The sequence below is a fragment of the Plantibacter sp. LMC-P-059a genome, from assembly GCF_030209505.1.
In the GTDB taxonomy this organism is placed as follows: domain Bacteria; phylum Actinomycetota; class Actinomycetes; order Actinomycetales; family Microbacteriaceae; genus Plantibacter.
Map to the genome: position 1 here is coordinate 29935 of NZ_JARVRZ010000004.1, position 18081 is coordinate 48015.

The 18081-nt window shown below is 69.8% G+C and carries 20 protein-coding genes; 17 read left to right on the forward strand and 3 right to left on the reverse strand.

Annotated features, from left to right (window positions below):
• Positions 1–2: 2 nt before the first annotated feature.
• A complete protein-coding gene (locus QRN27_RS09690; RefSeq protein ID WP_285042062.1) occupies positions 3–599 on the forward strand; it encodes an energy-coupling factor transporter transmembrane component T family protein in 597 nt (198 codons plus the stop codon).
• A complete protein-coding gene (locus QRN27_RS09695) occupies positions 596–916 on the forward strand; it encodes a CHY zinc finger protein (protein WP_285042063.1) in 321 nt (106 codons plus the stop codon). The genes QRN27_RS09690 and QRN27_RS09695 overlap by 4 nt, the downstream gene beginning before the upstream one ends.
• Here the strand turns inward: QRN27_RS09695 and nhaA are convergent.
• Entirely contained in the window at positions 870–2186 is a 1317-nt protein-coding gene (gene nhaA / locus QRN27_RS09700; protein ID WP_285042064.1) for a Na+/H+ antiporter NhaA, read from the reverse strand. The two genes, QRN27_RS09695 and nhaA, sit on opposite strands and share 47 nt — an antisense overlap.
• 253 nt (positions 2187–2439) lie before the next feature.
• Between nhaA and QRN27_RS09705 the strand changes: the two genes are divergently transcribed.
• The gene (locus QRN27_RS09705) at positions 2440–2613 is read left to right on the forward strand and encodes a CsbD family protein (RefSeq protein WP_082455973.1); all 174 of its coding nucleotides are present in this window, start codon (positions 2440–2442) and stop codon (positions 2611–2613) included.
• A 61-nt stretch (positions 2614–2674) separates the two neighbouring features.
• Here QRN27_RS09705 and QRN27_RS09710 read toward each other — a convergent pair whose 3' ends face one another.
• Positions 2675–3340 (reverse strand): hypothetical protein, encoded by a 666-nt coding sequence (locus QRN27_RS09710; protein WP_285042065.1) that lies wholly within the window; start codon positions 3338–3340, stop codon positions 2675–2677.
• A 146-nt stretch (positions 3341–3486) separates the two neighbouring features.
• Here QRN27_RS09710 and QRN27_RS09715 point away from each other — a divergent pair, with 146 nt between their 5' ends.
• The 3 genes from QRN27_RS09715 to QRN27_RS09725 all read left to right on the forward strand — a co-directional run bounded on the left by QRN27_RS09715 (position 3487) and on the right by QRN27_RS09725 (position 7066).
• Complete coding sequence (locus tag QRN27_RS09715; RefSeq protein ID WP_285042066.1) at positions 3487–4374, forward strand: helix-turn-helix domain-containing protein; 888 nt, start codon at positions 3487–3489, stop codon at positions 4372–4374.
• A gap of 60 nt (positions 4375–4434) precedes the next feature.
• A complete protein-coding gene (locus QRN27_RS09720) occupies positions 4435–5430 on the forward strand; it encodes an aldo/keto reductase (protein WP_285042067.1) in 996 nt (331 codons plus the stop codon).
• A gap of 115 nt (positions 5431–5545) precedes the next feature.
• Positions 5546–7066: a glycosyltransferase family 39 protein gene (locus QRN27_RS09725; protein WP_285042068.1), complete on the forward strand. Its 1521-nt coding sequence runs from the start codon at positions 5546–5548 to the stop codon at positions 7064–7066.
• A gap of 29 nt (positions 7067–7095) precedes the next feature.
• On the opposite strand, the gene QRN27_RS09730 is transcribed toward QRN27_RS09725, so the two are convergent.
• Entirely contained in the window at positions 7096–7587 is a 492-nt protein-coding gene (locus QRN27_RS09730; RefSeq protein WP_285042069.1) for a MarR family winged helix-turn-helix transcriptional regulator, read from the reverse strand.
• 122 nt (positions 7588–7709) lie between these two features.
• Here QRN27_RS09730 and QRN27_RS09735 point away from each other — a divergent pair, with 122 nt between their 5' ends.
• From QRN27_RS09735 to QRN27_RS09785, 11 genes are all read left to right on the forward strand, one after another.
• Positions 7710–8936 carry a TerC family protein gene (locus tag QRN27_RS09735; protein WP_285042070.1) on the forward strand — a complete coding sequence of 409 codons (1227 nt, stop codon included), beginning with the start codon at positions 7710–7712 and terminating at the stop codon, positions 8934–8936.
• 129 nt (positions 8937–9065) lie between these two features.
• Positions 9066–9656 carry a TerD family protein gene (locus QRN27_RS09740; RefSeq protein ID WP_285042071.1) on the forward strand — a complete coding sequence of 197 codons (591 nt, stop codon included), beginning with the start codon at positions 9066–9068 and terminating at the stop codon, positions 9654–9656.
• Between the two features lie 61 nt (positions 9657–9717).
• Positions 9718–10296: a TerD family protein gene (locus tag QRN27_RS09745; protein WP_285042072.1), complete on the forward strand. Its 579-nt coding sequence runs from the start codon at positions 9718–9720 to the stop codon at positions 10294–10296.
• 53 nt (positions 10297–10349) lie between these two features.
• Entirely contained in the window at positions 10350–11561 is a 1212-nt protein-coding gene (locus QRN27_RS09750; protein ID WP_285042073.1) for a toxic anion resistance protein, read from the forward strand.
• Positions 11562–11609: 48 nt separating this feature from the next.
• Positions 11610–12125: a hypothetical protein gene (locus tag QRN27_RS09755; protein ID WP_285042074.1), complete on the forward strand. Its 516-nt coding sequence runs from the start codon at positions 11610–11612 to the stop codon at positions 12123–12125.
• The gene (locus QRN27_RS09760) at positions 12125–12676 is read left to right on the forward strand and encodes a TerD family protein (protein ID WP_285042075.1); all 552 of its coding nucleotides are present in this window, start codon (positions 12125–12127) and stop codon (positions 12674–12676) included. Before QRN27_RS09755 ends, QRN27_RS09760 begins: the two co-directional genes overlap by 1 nt.
• Before the next feature lie 24 nt (positions 12677–12700).
• Entirely contained in the window at positions 12701–13522 is an 822-nt protein-coding gene (locus QRN27_RS09765; protein ID WP_285042076.1) for a hypothetical protein, read from the forward strand.
• 2 nt (positions 13523–13524) lie between these two features.
• On the forward strand, positions 13525–14718 hold the full coding sequence (locus QRN27_RS09770; protein ID WP_285042077.1) for an HpcH/HpaI aldolase/citrate lyase family protein: 1194 nt from the start codon (positions 13525–13527) through the stop codon (positions 14716–14718).
• Positions 14715–16106 (forward strand): phosphoribosyltransferase domain-containing protein, encoded by a 1392-nt coding sequence (locus QRN27_RS09775; protein ID WP_285042078.1) that lies wholly within the window; start codon positions 14715–14717, stop codon positions 16104–16106. Before QRN27_RS09770 ends, QRN27_RS09775 begins: the two co-directional genes overlap by 4 nt.
• Positions 16103–17257: a cysteine protease StiP family protein gene (locus QRN27_RS09780; RefSeq protein ID WP_285042079.1), complete on the forward strand. Its 1155-nt coding sequence runs from the start codon at positions 16103–16105 to the stop codon at positions 17255–17257. The genes QRN27_RS09775 and QRN27_RS09780 overlap by 4 nt, the downstream gene beginning before the upstream one ends.
• Positions 17254–18075 carry an HAD family hydrolase gene (locus tag QRN27_RS09785; RefSeq protein WP_285042080.1) on the forward strand — a complete coding sequence of 274 codons (822 nt, stop codon included), beginning with the start codon at positions 17254–17256 and terminating at the stop codon, positions 18073–18075. Before QRN27_RS09780 ends, QRN27_RS09785 begins: the two co-directional genes overlap by 4 nt.
• Positions 18076–18081: the final 6 nt, after the last annotated feature.

The window sequence follows — 18081 nt, forward strand, 5'->3', positions numbered from 1 at the left end:
TCGTGATCACCCTCTATCGCCCGGGGACCGGCTGGTTGCATCGGGCGCCGGCCGGGCCGAAAGCCCTCGGCATCCTCCTCGTGGTCCTCGCCATCTCGCTCCTGCCCACCAGCTGGTGGACGGCGGGGATCGCCGCGGCGGTCACGGTGCTCGCGTACCTCGTGTCCGGGCTGGGCCTCCCGGAACTCGGTCGTCAGCTCGTGCTCATCCGCTGGATCATCACGATCACCGTCGTCGGCCAACTGCTCTTCGTCGACCTCGAGTCGGCCCTCTCCAACACCGCGCGCATCGTGGCGGCCATCCTCCTCGCCGCCCTGTTGGTGCTCAGCACCCGCGTCGCGGACCTGCTCGACGCCTTCGAACGCGCGCTCCGACCGCTCGGCAGGTTCGGGGTCGATCCCGCGAGGATCGCCCTCATGCTCGCCGTCGCGATCAACACCATCCCGGTGCTCGCCCGCCTCGCGGCCGGCGTGCGGGACGCCCAGCGGGCGCGCGGGGTGCGATCCAACCCCGTCACCTTCGTCGTCCCGTTCCTCGTGGTGTCGTTGAAGCATGCCGACGAACTCGGCGACGCCCTCACCGCACGGGGCGTCCGGTGACCGGGGTGCGGGTGCTCGGCCGCACCGTGGACGACGAGACGCGGTGCGTGCACTACGCGACGCCGCTCGACGTCATCGCGATCCGCTTCGCCTGCTGCGGCGAGTACTACCCATGCCATCTGTGTCACGCGGAGTGCGCCGACCATCCGGCCGAGCAGTGGCCGCGTGAGCAGCGCGACCGCGAGGCGATCCTCTGCGGTGTGTGCTCGAGCGAGCTGACGATCGAGCGCTACCTCACGGTCGACGCGTGCCCGAACTGCTCCGCAGCGTTCAACCCCGGCTGCCGGCTCCACTCGGCGTATTACTTCCAGGCGTGACCTCCCGACGGTAGACCCGGTTCCGGCCGCTGAGGATCGCCGCACCGATGGCCGCCGCGATGAGCGAACCGGCGAGCACGCCCACCTTCACGTGGTCGTCGGATGCACTGCCGACACCGAAGGACAACTCACCGACGAGGAGCGACACCGTGAACCCGATCCCCGCCACGAAGGCCATGCCGACGAGGTCGACCCACCGGATCGAGGGGTCGAGCCGCAGGCCGGGCAGCCGGGTGACGAGGAACGTCGTCAGGGTGATGCCGAGCGGCTTCCCGATCACGAGGCCCGCCACGATGCCGAGCGCGATCGTGTCCTGGAACGACTCGACGAGGCCGGACAGCCCGCCGATGACGACGCCGGCGGAGAAGAAGGCGAAGACCGGGACGGCGACGGCGGTGGACACGACGCTCCAGCGGTCGGCGAAGTGCGCGGCGAGGCCGTCGTAGATCGGCTTGCCGTTCGCGTCCTCCCCGACGCGAACGCGTGCGCGCTTCGTCGCGACGACGGGCACCATGAAGCCGAGCAGGACGCCGGCAACGGTCGCGTGGATGCCCGAGGCGTGGATGAGGGCCCAGGTGGCGAGCCCGAGCGGGATGAGGATCCACCAGGCCCGCACGCCACGCTGCACGAGCACGGCGAAGATCGCGAGCGGCACCGCGGCGAGCGCCAGGGGCACGAACTCGATGTGGTCGGTGTAGAAGATCGCGATGATGCTGATGGCGATGAGGTCGTCGACGACGGCGAGGGTGAGCAGGAAGGTCCGCAACGCCGGCGGGAGGAACTTCCCGACCACGGCGATGACGGCGACGGCGAACGCGATGTCGGTCGCAGCAGGGATCGCCCATCCCTGGAGCGCGTCCGGGCCGGACTGCAGGTTGACGAGCACGTAGATGAGCGCGGGGACGGCGACACCACCGACCGCGGCGGCGATGGGCAGCGCGGCGGTCTTCGGGTTCCGGAGTTTGCCGGCGACGAACTCCTCCTTGAGCTCGAGGCCCACGACGAAGAAGAAGATCGCGAGGAGCCCGTCGGCGGCCCAGGCGCCCACGGAGAGGTTCAGGTGGAGCGCCTCGGGGCCGAAGGTGAAGTCTCGGACGCTCAGGTAGAACTCGGAGGCGCCGGTGTTCGCGAGGACAAGCGCGAGGGCGGTGGCGACGACGAGGAGCGCTCCGCCGACGGTGTCCTGCTGGAGCGTCTGGTGGATGCCACGCCAGATGGAGTGCGGCGCCTGGTCGGCCGGTAGCTCGTGGGGGTTCGGTGCATCGGTCATGGGAGTCCTTCGGGGCGGGATCGGTCGAGCGTCGGAGCGGCCCTGCTGGGACCACCCGCCGACCAGACTTCCCGGCACACCGCCCACGAGTTTATCCGCTCAGCGTCGTCGATGGCCCGTTGTCTGGGAGTCCGCTGACCTCGTTGTGACATGGCTGGGCGTCGGGTGTAGACCTGAAGTGCGTCCACCAGGTCGCCCTGTCGGATTCGATCAGTGCGGATCGACAGCCCGAAGAACACGTGAGGAGCAATATATGAGCGCCGGAGACAAGATCAAGAACGCCGCAGAAGACCTCGCTGGCAAGGCCAAGGAGGCCGTCGGTAAGGCGACCGACAACGACAAGCTCGTCGCGGAGGGCAAGGCCGATCAGACCAAGTCCGACGTGAAGCAGGCCGGTGAGAACGTGAAGGACGCGTTCAAGAACTGACCTTCGATCACACGAACGCCGGTGACCCCACGGGTCACCGGCGTTCGTCTGTCTGCAACGACTAGTCCTTGATGAGCAGGATCGGGTCGCCGTCGAAGGAGTCGTACGGGTTCGGCTCGGTGAACCCGCCGTCGTACATGAGGCCGGCCGGGGCGTTGCCGCCCGAGGGTGCCGCCGCGACGTAGCACTGGGTGATCGGTGCTCCACCGTCGAACTCCTCCGTGAAGGACTCGGAGCCGCACTCGTCCCACCCGATGAGCGTGACCTCCTGGACCTTCTCGCCGTCGGCGTCGACCGGAGCGAAGGAGGTCGCGTCACTGTTGAACGCCACCGGGTCGCCCGAGACCTTCGTCATCTCGAGTCGGATGAGCGTGAGGTCGAGGCCGTCCAGCTCTCCGCCGTCGAACTGCGACTTCAGGAAGGAGACCTGCTCGGGCGTAGCGGGCGTGACCTCGGTCAGCTTCGCGCTGATGAGTGCGGTCACGTCGTCGGTGCCCTGCGACTCGTAGACGATCTCCTCGTCGATACCGACCTTGGCGCCGGGCTCGGTGACCTCACCGTCGACGGATCCCGATGCCTTCGGCTTCTCGGACGGGGTCGCGGACGCCGATGCGGACGCCGTCTCCTTCGGCTTCGCCTCGGGGCCCGGCAGCATGCCGCATCCGGCGAGCACGAGGGCGGCGGCGATCGGGACGGTGATCAGGGCGGTGACGCGGGAGAGCTGCATCGGGATTCCTTTCGACAGCGGACTCCTGCAGTCTGTCCGGCCCTGCCCACCCGCGCGATGGGGACAACTCCCCACCCGGGCACCCCGCTGAAGGGTGTTTCGGCAGGGCCTCCCTCGTCGGTCGGGACGTGTCTAGGCTCGTCGGCATGGACAACCGAGAGGACGTTCGCGAGTTCCTCGTCACTCGTCGAGCACGCATCCGCCCCGAGCAGGTCGAGCTGCCGGCAGGCCCCAACCGGCGGGTCCCGGGGCTGCGGCGGGCTGAGGTCGCCCTGCTCGCCGGGATGAGCGTCGAGTACTATTCACGACTCGAACGCGGTGACCTGCGCGGCGCCTCCGAGAGTGTCCTGCACGCCATCGCGACGGCACTCGTCCTGGACGACGCCGAACGCGAGCACCTGTTCGCCCTCGCCCGGGCCGCCGGGCCGGTCTCCACCCGACGCCCCGCCAAGCCGTCCCGCACGCCGACGGTGCGCCCGGGGCTGCAGGTGATCATCGACTCCATCACCGCCGGCTGCGCGATCATCCGGAACGGCCGGATGGACATCCTCGCGGCGAACGCGCTCGGGCGGGCGATGTACGTGGACCTGTTCGACGGGTCCGACCGTCCGCCGAACCTCGCCCGCTTCTGCTTCCTCGACCGCCCGCACGCCGACCGCTTCTACCCGGACTGGGACGCGGCGGCGGACGCGACCGTCGCGATCCTCCGCGGCGAGGCGGGACGCGACCCGCACGACAAGGGCCTCCACGACCTCGTCGGCGAGCTCTCGACCCGCAGCGAGGCGTTCCGCCGCAAGTGGGGCATGCACGACGTGCGCCGACACACCACGGGCCGCAAGCACTTCATCCACCCCGTCGTCGGCGAGGTCGACCTCGTCTTCGAGGCGGCCGAACTCCGCGAGGACCCCGGGCTCAGCCTGATGATCTACGCCGCGGAACCCGGCACCCCCACGGAGGAGGCCCTCACCCTCCTCGCCAGCTGGGCGGCCACCCAGGCACTCGCAAGGACCACCGCGCCGGCCGACCCCCACTGACCACACCTTCGTCCCGACACACCTCCGTCCCGACACACCACCCCGAACCCAGGAGTCCCCATGCACACACGCACCCTCGGCACCAGCGGCCTCACGGTCTCGGCCATCGGCCTCGGCTGCATGAGCATGACCGGCGGCTACAGCGGCCGTCCCGACCGCGGCCCGATGATCGAGCTGCTCCGCTCGGCCGTCGACCGCGGCGTCACCTTCTTCGACACCGCGGAGATCTACGGACCCCACCGCAACGAGGAACTCGTCGGCGAGGCACTGCGCCCGGTCCGGGACCAGGTCGTCATCGCCACCAAGTTCGCGAACCACGTCGATCCCGAGACCCACGCGGCGACGGGCCGCATGCTCCGCCCGGACGAGGTCGCGACGGCGGTCGACGGCTCGCTCCGCCGCCTCGGCATCGACACGATCGACCTGTACTACCAGCACCGCGTGAACCCCGAGCACCCCATCGAGGAGTTCGCCGAGGCCGTCCGCGAGCTGATCTCGGCCGGGAAGGTCAAGCACTACGGCCTCTCCGAGGCAGCCGAGGGGACGATCCGGCGCGCGCACGCCGTGCAGCCGGTCACCGCGGTCCAGTCCGAGTACTCGCTGTGGTGGCGACGCCCCGAGGAGGGCGTGCTCGCGGCCTGTGTGGAACTCGGCATCGGCTTCGTCCCGTTCAGCCCGCTCGGCAAGGGGTTCCTCACCGGCACGATCGACACGACGACCGGGTTCGAGGAGGGCAACGACCTGCGAGCCAGCATCCCCCGCTTCGCCCCTGAGGCGCTCCAGCAGAACCTGGCGCTCATGGAGGGCATCACGGAACTCGCCCGCGGACTCGACGCCACCCCCGCGCAGGTCGCGCTCGCCTGGCTCCTCGGTCGCGAACCGTGGATCGTGCCGATCCCCGGGACGACGAAACCGCACCGCCTCGAGGAGAACCTCCGCGCGGCCGACCTCAGGTTGAGCGAGGCCGACATGCGTGCGCTCACCGAACGATCCGACTCGGTCCACATCGTCGGCGGGCGGTACCCGGACGAGCTCGAGGCGCAGACGAACCGCTGATCCGCTTGCGCGGGTGGGATGACCCGAGCACCCTCACAGGGATCTCTCTGCTGCCGTTCATCCGCACGGCGGACGATGAGCCGACGCGTCAGGTGGTCGCGTCCGAGGAGAAGCCATGACCGCGACGATCACCGTGCCGACAGGACGCCCGCAGGAACGCTGGGGCATGCTCCGCGCGCGTCTCGCCGGCCGGGCGACCGCCCCGCTCGTCGGCGTGTTCGCCACGGTCGTCTCGCTCATCGGGATCGGCACCCCGTCGTACTGGGGCGACGAGGCGGCGAGCGTCCTCGCAGCGGAGCGTCCGCTCCCGGTGATGTTCGGGATGATCGGCCACATCGACGCGGTCCACGGGCTCTACTACTTCTTCCTGCACGTCTGGACCGGCGCCTTCGGAACCGCCGAAGCCGCGACGAGGATCCCTAGTGCGATCGGCGTCGGCCTCGCGGCGGCCGGCGTCGTGGTGCTCGCCAGGGCGCTCTTCACCCCGGCGGTCGGCGTCACCGCAGGGCTGCTCTTCGCTGTCATCCCGCAGGTGACGCGGATGGGTGCGGAGACGCGCTCGTACGCGCTGGGGATGGCGGCGGTCGTCTGGCTGACGGTGTGGTTCGTGTCCCTCGTCCGCCGCCGGTCGGCCTCGCGCCGCAGCTGGGCGCTCTTCGCCGTCGCGAGCGCCGCCTCGATGTACCTGTTCCTCTACCTCGCCATGCTCCTGATCGTCCACGCCGCCTGGATGCTCCTGCAGCGCCCCGGACGCGCCGTGGTCCGGGCGTGGGCCTGGTCCCTCGCCGGCGCACTGCTCCTGGGCGCCCCCATCGTGATCGCCGGGATCGCGCAGCGGGGGCAGATCGCGTTCCTCGGCCGACGCGACTACGCGACACCGGAGTCAGTGTTCATCGGCCAGTGGTTCCAGGAGCCCGTCTTCGCCGCCGTCGCCTGGGCGCTCATCGTCCTCGCCCCGATCGGCGTCCTCACGATGCGCCGCGCCGTGGGTGAGCGGCGAGGGCTCGCGATGGTCGCTGTCTGGGCGCTCGCCCCCACCGTCCTGCTCATCATCGGCAACGCCCTCGTGACTCCGATGTACAACCTGCGCTACGTCACCTTCTGCGTCCCGGCCGTCGCGATCATGATGGCGCTCGGTCTCCGCACGCTCGTCGGACTCCTGCCGGCGCGCGCGGACCGGGCCGTGGCGAGCGCCGTCGGCGTCGTCCTGGTCATGGCCGTCGCCGTCCCGGTCCTCGTGACGCAACGCGGGCCGTTCGCGAAGGACGACGGCAGTGACCTCCGACAGACCGCCGAGGTCGTCCAGGCGCACGCGTCACCGGGCGACGCCGTGGTGTTCGACCAGTCAGTGAAGCCCTCGCGGCAGTCCCGACTCGCCATCGACCTGTACCCGCAGGCGTTCACCGGCCTCGACGACGTGGCCCTCGTGGAGAGCTACCGCGAGCGTCCCGAGTTGGCCGACCTCGCCGCACCGTTGTCGGACCTCCACGACGAGCTCGCCGGCCACCCGCGGGTCTGGGCGGTGGAGGGCTCAGAGGCGGCTCCGGACGTCGCCGATCTCGAGGTGCTCGGGTACCGGGTCGAGCGCGTCTTCCCGGTGCACCGCAGCACGGTGTACGAGTTGGTACGCGACTGACGCGTCAGCGACTCGCGTCGACGATCCGGTCAGCGACTCGCGTTGTGCTGCGACACGGCGTCGCTGACCCAGGAGAACTCGTCCACGAAGCGCGACAGGAGCCGGGCCAGTTCGGTGCGGTCGCGCTCGCTCCACTTACCGACGAGCGTGTTGTAGACCTGCTGGGCCGCCTGCCGGTGCCGGTCGAGGGCGATCCGCCCCTCCTCGGTGGCGCTCACGAGGACGGCGCGGCGGTCGCTCGGGTCGGTCACGCGCTCGACGAGCCCGCCCTGCTCGAGGCGGCGCACCTCGGCGGTGGCGGTCGACTTGTCGACGGACATCCAGCCGGCGACGGCGGACATGCGGATCGGCCCGGCCGAGAGCACGTAGTCGAGGAGCCAGGCGTCTGTGCTCGTGAGTGCCGCGCCGTCGGCGTCGTGCAGCGTCCGTCGGTTGTCGGCCCGGCTCGACCAGCGCAACACCGTCGCGAGCGAGGCTTCGATGACCGCGCCGGCGTCGTCTGGGCCGAGATCCTCGCTCATAGCTGAATTCTTTCTGAATACGGGCGTTCGGGTGTTCGTTGGACCATACCAACTATATAGTGGGACAGCACCAACTAACCCTCAACTGTCCCCCACCTCGAGCGCTGCGGAGAACACAGCCCATGGAAATCCCCGGATACGTCTGGCTGCTGACGATCGTCGGCATTCTGGCCCTCCTCGCCTTCGACTTCATCTTCCACGTGCGGAAGGCCCACGAGCCGACGCTGCCGGAAGCCGCGAAGTGGTCGGCCCTCTACGTCGGGTTCGCCCTCATCTTCGGCGTCGGCGTGCTCATCTTCGGCGGCGGGACGCTCGGCTCCGAGTACTTCGCCGGGTACATCACGGAGAAGGCCCTGTCGGTCGACAACCTCTTCGTCTTCCTCATCATCATGTCGAGCTTCCGCGTCCCGCGTGCCGACCAGCAGAAGGTGCTCCTCTTCGGCATCGTCTTCGCGCTCATCGCCCGCACCGGCTTCATCTTCCTCGGTGCCGCCGCGGTCAACGCGTGGTCCTGGCTCTTCTACATCTTCGGTGGCTTCCTCATCTTCACGGCCGTCAAGCTGCTCCGTCCGGAGGAGGAGAACGACGACGAGGCGAACAACTTCGTCATCCGTCTCGCCAAGCGTCTGTTCAAGACCACGGACCGCTACGACGGCGACAAGCTCGTCACCATCGAGAACGGCAAGAAGGTCCTCACGCCGATGCTGCTCGTCATGGTCGCCATCGGTGGCACCGACCTGCTCTTCGCGCTCGACTCGATCCCCGCGATCTTCGGCCTCACGCAGAACCCCTACATCGTGTTCACCGCGACGGCGTTCTCGCTCCTCGGCCTCCGTCAGCTCTACTTCCTCATCGACGGCCTGCTCGACCGCCTCATCTTCCTCAGCTACGGCCTGGCGGCGATCCTCGGCTTCATCGGTGTGAAGCTCGTCCTGCACGCGCTCCACGAGAACACCCTGCCGTTCATCAACGGTGGCGAGCACGTCCCGGTCTTCGAGATCGAGACCGGCCTGTCGCTCGCGGTCATCGTCGGCATCCTCATCGTCACGGTGCTCCTCTCGCTGCTCAGCCCGGCCGGCCGCGCCCACACGATCATCAGCGACGCCCGCAGCCAGGCAAAGAAGATCGTGCTCCACGCCGACTCCCCGGAGGACATCCCGGACGGACACCACGTGGACGAGGTCGAGCTGGAGACGAGCTACACCCGCATGGTCGAGCGTCAGAAGTCCTTCGCGAACCTCAAGCCGAAGCACCAGGCCAAGGCGGCGGACGACGAGGAGCTGCAGCGACTGCTCACGCGGGCGCACGAGCTCCACGCCAAGAACTCCGATTCGCGCGGTCTGCTCTGAACGGACCGGGAATCCGGGCGTTCACCTCGCTGAACCGATAACGTTGACGTGCGCTCCCAGCTTCGGCCGGGGGCGCACGTCGGACACCTCACCACCCGCAACACGATGATGCATCTAGGAGACGGAACCATGGGTCTGAGTCTGGAAAAGGGCCAGTCGCTCTCACTGACGAAGCAGGACGGTGGCGCACTCACGCGGATCCGTCTGGGCCTCGGCTGGGACGGCGTCGCACCGGTGAAGCGCGGCCTGTTCGGTCGCTCCTCCGCTCCCGACATCGACCTCGACGCCTCGGCGATCTTCTTCGACGCGACCGGCAAGGTGCTCGACACCATCTGGTTCCAGCAGCTCGCCAGCAAGGACGGCTCGGCCACCCACACCGGCGACAACCTCACGGGTGCCGGCGACGGCGACGACGAGACCATCCTGGTCGACCTCTCGCGCGTGGCGCCGTCGGTCCAGCAGATCGTCTTCGTGATCAGCAGCTACAGCCGCCAGACCTTCGACACCGTGCAGAACGCGTTCAGCCGCATCATCGACGACTCGACCCCCGGCTCCCCCGAGGTCGCCCGCTACCAGCTGACCGACTCCGGCCCGCACACCGCGATGATCATGTCGAAGGTGTCGCGCGAGCCGAACGGCTGGGCGTTCAAGGCGATCGGCGAGCGCGCGAACGGCCGCTCCGTCATGGACCTCCTCGGCCCCGCCGCCCAGGTCCTCTAGCACCACCCCCAGCAGTCCCCGGCGCCTCAGCGCGTGTTCCATCGAAGGAGAAGCGATCACCATGGCAGGACTCAGCCTCGAAAAAGGCAACAACCTCTCGCTCACCAAGACCAGCCCGGGCCTCACGGTCGCGACGGTCGGCCTCGGCTGGGACCCGCGCACCACGAGCGGTGAGGCCTTCGACCTCGACGCCTCGGCCCTGCTCATCGGAGCAGACGGCAAGGTGCGCTCCTCGGCGGACTTCATCTTCTACAACCAGCCCGCGGCCGCGGACGGCTCCGTGAAGCACCTCGGCGACAACCGCACGGGCGACGGTGCCGGCGACGACGAGCAGATCTCCGTCGACCTGAACGCGGTCGCGGCCGACGTCGAGCGCGTGGTCATCGCCGTGTCGATCGACAAGGCCGACGAGCGTCGCCAGAACTTCGGACAGGTGCGCGGCGCGTACTGCCGCGTCGTCGACCAGGACGGCACGGAGATCGTGCGCTTCGACCTCAGCGAGGACGCGGCCCCCGAGACCGCCATGCTGTTCTCGGAGCTGTACCGCAACGGATCCGAGTGGAAGTTCAAGGCCCTCGGCCAGGGCTACACCACCGGTCTCGCCGGCATCGCCGGTGACTTCGGCGTCCAGCTCGGCTGAGCGCCCGACGCACCCCATCACGAGCAGCCACACACGAGAGCAAGGTCGAAGCCATGAGCACGCCACTCACTCCTCCGGACGCCAACGATCAGGCCGCAGCCTCCCTCGTCCTGCACGCACCGGACGCACCAGACGTCGTGCAAGCCGAAGAGGCACCTGGCATGGTCCCGGTCCCCGCTGAACGCCAGACCGAGATCCAGCAGCAGGCGCGGTCCTTCGTGACCGAGGTGGCGACGCTCGACCCGCGGTCCCCCGAGTTCACGCAGAAGATCGAGGGGATCAACCAGATCGGCGGCAAGGAGATGGTGCAGTCCAGCGGCTACTCCTCCCGCATGCTCGAACGCTCCTCGACCTCGGTGGCCGGTGCGAAGCGTTCCGGCGACAGCGCACAGATCAAGGTCGCGACGACGCTCGGCGACCTCCGCAGCACCGTCGAGGACCTGACGCCGAACCAGGCCGATCTCGGCGTCGGCCGGAAGATCCTCGGCTTCATCCCCGGTGGCAACAAGCTCGCGAAGTACTTCCAGAAGTACGAGTCCGCGCAGACCCAGCTCGACAAGATCATCAAGTCGCTCATGGCCGGCCAGGACGAACTCCTCAAGGACAACGCCGCACTCGCCGGCGAGAAGGTCCAGCTGTGGGAGACGATGCAGGCGCTCAGTGAGTACGCCGTCTTCGCGAAGGCGCTCGACGCCGCGTGCGTCGAGAAGATCGACCAGGCGCGCTCCGCCGGCCGCGTCGAGGAAGCGCAGAAGCTCGAGGCCGACGTCCTCTTCCCCGTGCGCCAGCGCCACCAGGACATCCTCACCCAGCTGGCCGTGTCGGTGCAGGGCTACCTCGCGATGGACCTCATCCGGAAGAACAACCTCGAACTCATCAAGGGTGTCGACCGGGCCCGCACCACGACGATCGCCGCCCTGCGGACCGCCGTCATCGTCGCGCAGGCGCTCGCGAACCAGAAGATGGTCCTCGACCAGATCGACGCGATCAACACCACGACGAACAACATGATCCTGCAGACCAGCGAGATGCTGAAGGACCAGACGACGCGGATCCACCAGCAGGCCTCCACCGCCGGCGTCAGCGTCGACACGCTGCAGCGCGCGTTCGACAACGTGTTCCAGACCATGGACGCGATCGACACCTTCCGTGCCGAGGCCGCGAAGAACATGGAGGGCACGGTCACCGCTCTGGAGTCCGGTCTCGAGAAGGCGAAGCCGTACCTCGAGCGCAGCCGTGAGGCTGAGCAGCGCGAACTCCGCTAGTCTCGGCTCGCTGCGAGGTCAGGGCGCTGAGGACGAGGGGGACGAGAGATGGCATTCGGACGACTGCTGAACGCACTGCGGACCGGTGGGACGGACCCGCTGGGCGTCGTCGACGCCGCACCGGCACCGGTGGGCGAGACGGAGGACGAAGCGACCGCCAGGCACCTCGACGAGCTCCGTGACTCGGTGCGCTCGGTGGGGCGCGACCTCCCGACGCTGCTCACCTCGCAGCTGCGGCAGATCGACGACCAGCTGCGGCTCGTCGTCGCGACGATTGCCGAACAGGGTGCCTCGACCGAGCAGCGCGTGCTCCTCGACGCGATGATCACCGACTACCTGCCCACGCCGTTGCGATCGTTCCTCGCCCTCCCCGCTGAGGACCGCGGCGACGACTCCCGGAGCACGATCGTCTTCGCGCGGCAGTTGGAGCTCATCGAGGAGACCATCCGCGACCTCCTCAACCAGATCCGCATCGGCGCGATCGCCGAACTCTCCACCCACGGCCGGTTCCTCTCCGACAAGTTCCAGGAGCCCGACGCCGGGCTCGTGCTGGGCGAGCACTGATGGCGTCGCTCGTCGCGGGCGCGAACGCCGCGCTGACCGCCGAGAACCCCGGCCTCGACAAGCTCCTCGTCGGGTTCGGTTGGGACGTCATCGCGAGCCGCGGCCCGCAGAGTGAACCCGTGCCGCTGGCGATCATGTGCGGCGACGACGGCAAGGCCCTCTCCGACGACCACCTCGTGTTCTTCAACCAGGTCGAGAGCCAGGACGGTGCGGTCACCTTCGCGTCCGAGGCCGACGACGAGGAGATCGACGTCGACCTGTCGCGTGTTCCGGACGCGGTCACGAAGATCGCCTTCCTGCTGTACATCGACCCCGACGTCCGGGGGCCCGGAGACTTCTCCCCCGTCCGCTCCGCCTTCGTCCGCGTCGCCACCGCCGACGACCGCGAGCTCGTGCGCTTCGACATCCCGATGTCGGAAGTGCGCTCCAGCCAGGCGCTGCTGCTCGCCGAGCTGTACCGGCACCGCGACGACTGGAAGTTCCGCGCCCTCGGCCAGGGCTACGCCGGCGGGCTCGCCGGTGTCGCGCGCGACTTCCGAATCGACCTCTGAGCCGTGCCGCTCAACACCTCCCCGGTGCGACGGGACATCGACTACCTCCGCCGTCGGGTGAAGCCGCGGCCTGAGCCCGTCGTGGCTGCGCCGGTGACACAGGTGGCGCAGCCGGTGGCGCCGGCGAGCGCTCCGACCGCTCCGCCCGCGGCCGCGGCACCGTCGACGGGGCTCACGCTCGGCGGGCCGTCGAGCCCTGCGCCGACGGTACCGGCTCCCACGACCACGCGTCCTGCGTCGACCGGACTCACGCTGGGCGGATCGTCCGAGCCCACGGCAACTCCGTCCACTCCATCGGCACGTCCGGCCGCCCCCGCAGCGCCCAGCACCCCGCAGCCGTTCCCGGCCCCGACGGCGGAGGAGGTCCGCGTCCTCGACGACGAGACCCCACTCGTGCGGCTGGACCCACGGCAGTCCGCGATCGGCAGCCTGATCGTCGGCGGCGCGACGGCCATCGTCTGGGAGACCGTCGACCGCGTCACGGGTGTCGCTTCGGCCGACGGCGGAGCCGACGGGACGCCGGTGACGACGCCCGGCAACCGGCCGCTGTTGGGCTTCGACGGCGGCGACGCGATCCTCGCGCTCCGCCACGTGCACCTCATCCGACGCGCGCTGTTCGTCGGAACGGCGGGACAGCCACTTACCGTGCAGCTCTTCGACGACGAGAACTTCGCCGCCGCCGACGAGGCGGGCGGCGTGCCGGTCGTCTCCCTGCTCCGCATCGGCTCCCGGCTCGAGCTGCGCCTCGAACCACTTCCAGCAGACATCCCCCTCAAGACGCTTGTCCGGCAGTTCGGCTTCGAGCCGACGCCGTACGTCGTCGGCCGCGAACCCCGGAGACGATGACCATGCGCCACTTCAGCTACGTGGACGACAAGCGCGCCGCGAAACTGTTCCACAAGCTCCCCGAGCCCATCAGCATCGACTCACCTCCCGAGCATCTCGCCGCCGCGCTGGGCGCCACGCTGTACAGCCCTGGCACGCGCACCACCCTCGCGAAGGACGTCGTGAAGCAGGCGAAGCACGGCTGCCTGAGCATGGTCCTGTGCCTCGAGGACTCGGTCCCCGACGACGCGGTCGAGGTCGCCGAGCGCAACGTCGCGGAGGCGATGCAACAGCTCGCCGCCAAGCGTGCCGGGTCCAAGCGCCTCGTGCTGCCGCTGCTCTTCATCCGCGTCCGCACGCCGGAGCAGCTCGAGCGGGTCGCCGGCATGCTCGGTCCCGGCCTCGACCTGCTGAGCGGCTTCGTCATCCCCAAGTACGAGAACAGCGACGGGGTGGCCGACCGCTTCTTCGAGGCGCTCGGCCGGGTGCAGCGCGACTACGGGCAGGACGGCTCGAACGGCGCCCGCCGACTCCGCGTCATGCCGATCCTCGAATCGCCGCGGATGATCCACCGCGAGACCCGCGACGACACCCTCTCGGGCATCGTCGACGTCACCAAGGCCCACCGCGAGGACGTGCTCGCCGTCCGGATCGGCGCCACCGACCTCTCGAGCGCCTTCTCACTCCGGCGTTCCCGCGACCTCACCGTGTACGACGTGAAGCTCGTCTCCTCGGTCATCGCCGACGTCGTCAACGTCTTCGGTCGCCCCGGCGACGACTTCGTCATCACCGGGACCGTGTGGGAGCACTTCCAGACCGCGGAGCGCCTCATGCGCCCGCAGTTGCGCATGACCCCGTTCCAGGACGCCAACGAGGCGCAGCTGCGGCAGAAGCTGCTGTTGAAGGGCCTCGACGGTCTCATCCGCGAGATCGCCCTCGACCAGGCGAACGGCCTGCTCGGCAAGACGGTCATCCACCCGAGCCACGTGCCGGTCGTCCACGCGATGTCCGTCGTGAGCCACGAGGAGTACGTCGACGCACTGTCCGTGGTGGGCGACGTCGGCGGCGGCGCGAACGCCTCGCCATACCGGAACAAGATGAACGAGATGAAACCGCACCAGGCGTGGGCACGGAAGACCCTGCTGCGCGCCGAGGCCTTCGGGGTGGCGGCGGAGGAGACGACCTTCGTCGACCTCCTCGAGACGAGCATGCGGTGACGGTCTGGACGGGCGGCTTCGTGAGCGAGGCCGTGGGCATCCGCCTGCGCTCGGACGAGGCCCGGAGCCTGATCCCCGTGGAGGACCTCGTCGGGCTGGCCCTCCGCGATAACCCGAAGCGCGCGCAGCTGCTCGTCTCGACGGTGCTCGCCAAGCACGTCCCGACGGTGCCGGCGCTCGCCCTCGCGGCGGGTGAGCTGCTCGGCCTCCTCGTGCGGTGCGCGCTCGACGGCACCACACCCGACCCTGCCCCGTTCGAGACGGTCGCGCGGCTCCTCGCCCGTCGCGGTCGGCCGGACGCAGCCGGGCTCGCCGAACTCCGCGCCGTCCGGCAGCAGCTCGCGGGGCTCCGCGACGCGGCACCGGAACCCGGCTCCGAGCTCGTCACCATCGGATACGCCGAGACGGCCACCGGGCTCGGCCACGTCGTCGCCGACGCGCTCCGCTCGCCCTACCTCCACTCGACGCGCCACGAGGAGGACGCCCCCTTCACGCCCTTCGAGGAGGAGCACTCCCACGCGAGCGACCACCGGCTGTACCCGAGCGATCCCGACTGGGCCACCGCCGGCGGGACGACGGTGCTCGTCGACGACGAGTTGAGCACCGGGCGCACGATCCGGAACACCATCACCGCCCTCCACGCGACCACCCCGCAGGCGCGCTGGGTCGTCGCCGCCCTGATCGACCTCCGATCCGACGAGGACCGGCGGGCGTTCGACGAGCTCGCCGCTCGACTCGGAACGAGCATCACCGTGGTGGCACTCGGCGCGGGCGCCGTCGACCTCCCCGACGACGTGCTCTCGCTCGCCCGGCGGGTCATCGACGCCGCACCGTCGGCCGCCGTCACCGACCAGGCCGCCGGGGTGGTCGACGTCGTCGACGCCTCGGACCTCCCGCCGGTCCGGAGCGCCCGGTTCGGCACCGCCGGCCGGTTCGACGAAGCGGCGATCCAAGCGGTCGCCGATCGGGTTCTGCCGTCGCTCCCCGCCGGCGAGGTCCTCGTCCTCGGCTCCGAGGAGTTCATCGCGGTGCCGCTCGCCGTCGCCGACCGACTCGACGAGGCCCGCGGGACCACCCGCTTCTCGACCACCACGAGGTCGCCCATCGCCGTGATCGACCGCGACGACTACGCCGTCGCGAGCGCCGTGTCGTTCACGAGCCACGACCGCACCATCGACGGCCGCGGACCCCGATTCGCCTACAACCTCTCGCGCGGCGGATCCCGCTTCGCGGCGGTGGTCCTATTCCCCGAGCCGGGCGCCGACCGCGAGCTGCTGCTCGAACCCGGCGGCGTCGTCGAGGCACTGCGGACCGTCACCGACCTCGTCCTCGTCGTCCTGCTCGCCGAATCCGTCCCCACCCCAGCCGAATGGAACCCCGCACCGTGACCATCGACGCCGCCGCCCTGCCCGAGCCGCTCACCGGCCCCGATTTCGGGTCGTACGACGCGAGCGAAGTGCAGTGGCTCCTCACCGACCTCGGCGACACCCGCCTCGAAGCCGACGCGTCCGAACGCGAGGCCGCGATCCAGAGCGGCCGCGCGCACTACGCCGAGTCGCTGCCCATCGAGTACCTGCCCTCGCCCGAGTACGAGGAGCTGTACCGGGACGCCCTCGTGCGGTCGAGCCGTCGTCTCGCCGTGGCCGTCGGCGTCGTCACCGACCTCGTCCTGGCGTCCCGCGCGAACCGGCCCGTGCTGGTGTCGCTCGCTCGCGCCGGCACGCCTATCGGGATCCTCATGCGCCGCTGGGCGAAGGAGGTCCGTGGGATCGACGTCCCGCACTACACGATGAGCATCGTCCGCGGCGTCGGTGTCGACGGCACCGCGCTGCGCTACCTCGCCGCGCACCACGACCCCGAGCAGATCGCCTTCGTCGACGGCTGGACCGGCAAGGGCGCCATCGCGCGTGAACTCACGGAGGCGCTGGAGTTGTTCGCCCAGACCGACGGCGTCCGCTTCTCCGACGAGCTGGCCGTCCTCGCCGACCCGGGCCACTGCGTCCCCGTGTACGGCACCCGCGACGACTACCTCATCCCCTCGGCCTGCCTGAACTCCACCGTCTCCGGGCTCGTCTCCCGCACCGTCTACAACCGCGAGCTGCTCTCCGACGACCAGTTCCACGGCGCGAAGTTCTACCGGGAGCTGAGCAGCCACGACGTCTCCGGAGCCTTCCTCGACGCCGTGTCGGGCCGCTTCTCCGAGGTGCTCGACGACGTCGCCGCCGGCGTGCAGGAGGCCTCCACCGCCGACCGCGAGCCGAGCTGGATCGGGTGGGCCGCCGTCGAGCGCATCCGCGAGCAGTACGACATCCCGAGCGTCAACCTGGTGAAGCCCGGCGTCGGCGAGACCACGCGCGTCCTCCTCCGCCGGGTGCCGTGGAAGGTGCTCGTGTCGCCCGACGCCCTCGACGACGTCGCGCACGTGCTCCTCCTCGCCGAACAACGCGGCGTGCCGGTCGAGGTCGTGCCCGGCCTGCCCTACAGCTGCGTCGGACTCATCAACCCGCTGAGCGACGCCGCCGCCGGAGACGCCCAGTGAGCGCCCTCGTCGCCTGCGACCTCGACCGCACCCTGATCTACTCGCCGAAGGCGTTCTGGCTCGAGACCCCGGACCCGGAGGCACCGTCGATCGTCGTCTCCGAGCTCTGGAACGGCGTCCCGATCTCGTTCATGACGCGCGAATCGGAGCGTCTGCTGATCGAGCTGCGGACGCAGGCCGTGTTCATGCCGGTGACGACCCGGACCGTGGCGCAGTACCAGCGGGTGCAGCTGCCGGGCGGTGCGCCCGACTACGCGATCACGAGCAACGGCGGCGAGATCCTCGTCGATGGCGTCCCGGACGCCGATTGGCGCGATCGCGTCCGGACGCACCTCACCGACCACACCGCACCGCTCGACGAAGCGCTCGCCCGCTTCGAGGAGCTGGCGTCGCCGACGTGGATCCACAAGACGAACGTGGCGGACGCCCTGTTCTTCTACTCGATCGTCGAACGCGACGCGATCCCCGCGGGCTGGTTGGAGCAGGTCGAACAGGAGTGCGAGCGGCTCGGGTGGACGGTGTCCCTGCAGGGGCGCAAGCTCTACTGCGTGCCGCGGACGCTCACGAAGCACGATGCCGTCAGCGAGGTCGCCCGCCGACTCGACGGCCCACTCGTCCTCGCCGCCGGTGACTCCCTCCTCGACCAGTCGATGCTCGAGACCGCCGACCTCGCGTTCCGGCCCGCCCACGGCGAACTCGACGACGAGGGGTTCACGATGGACACCCTCACCGTCACCGGTCGGCGTGGCATCCTCGCCGGCGAGGAGCTGCTGCGGCTCATGACGGCCGCGGCGCAGGGTGGGCGGGCGAACCGCTGATCTTCT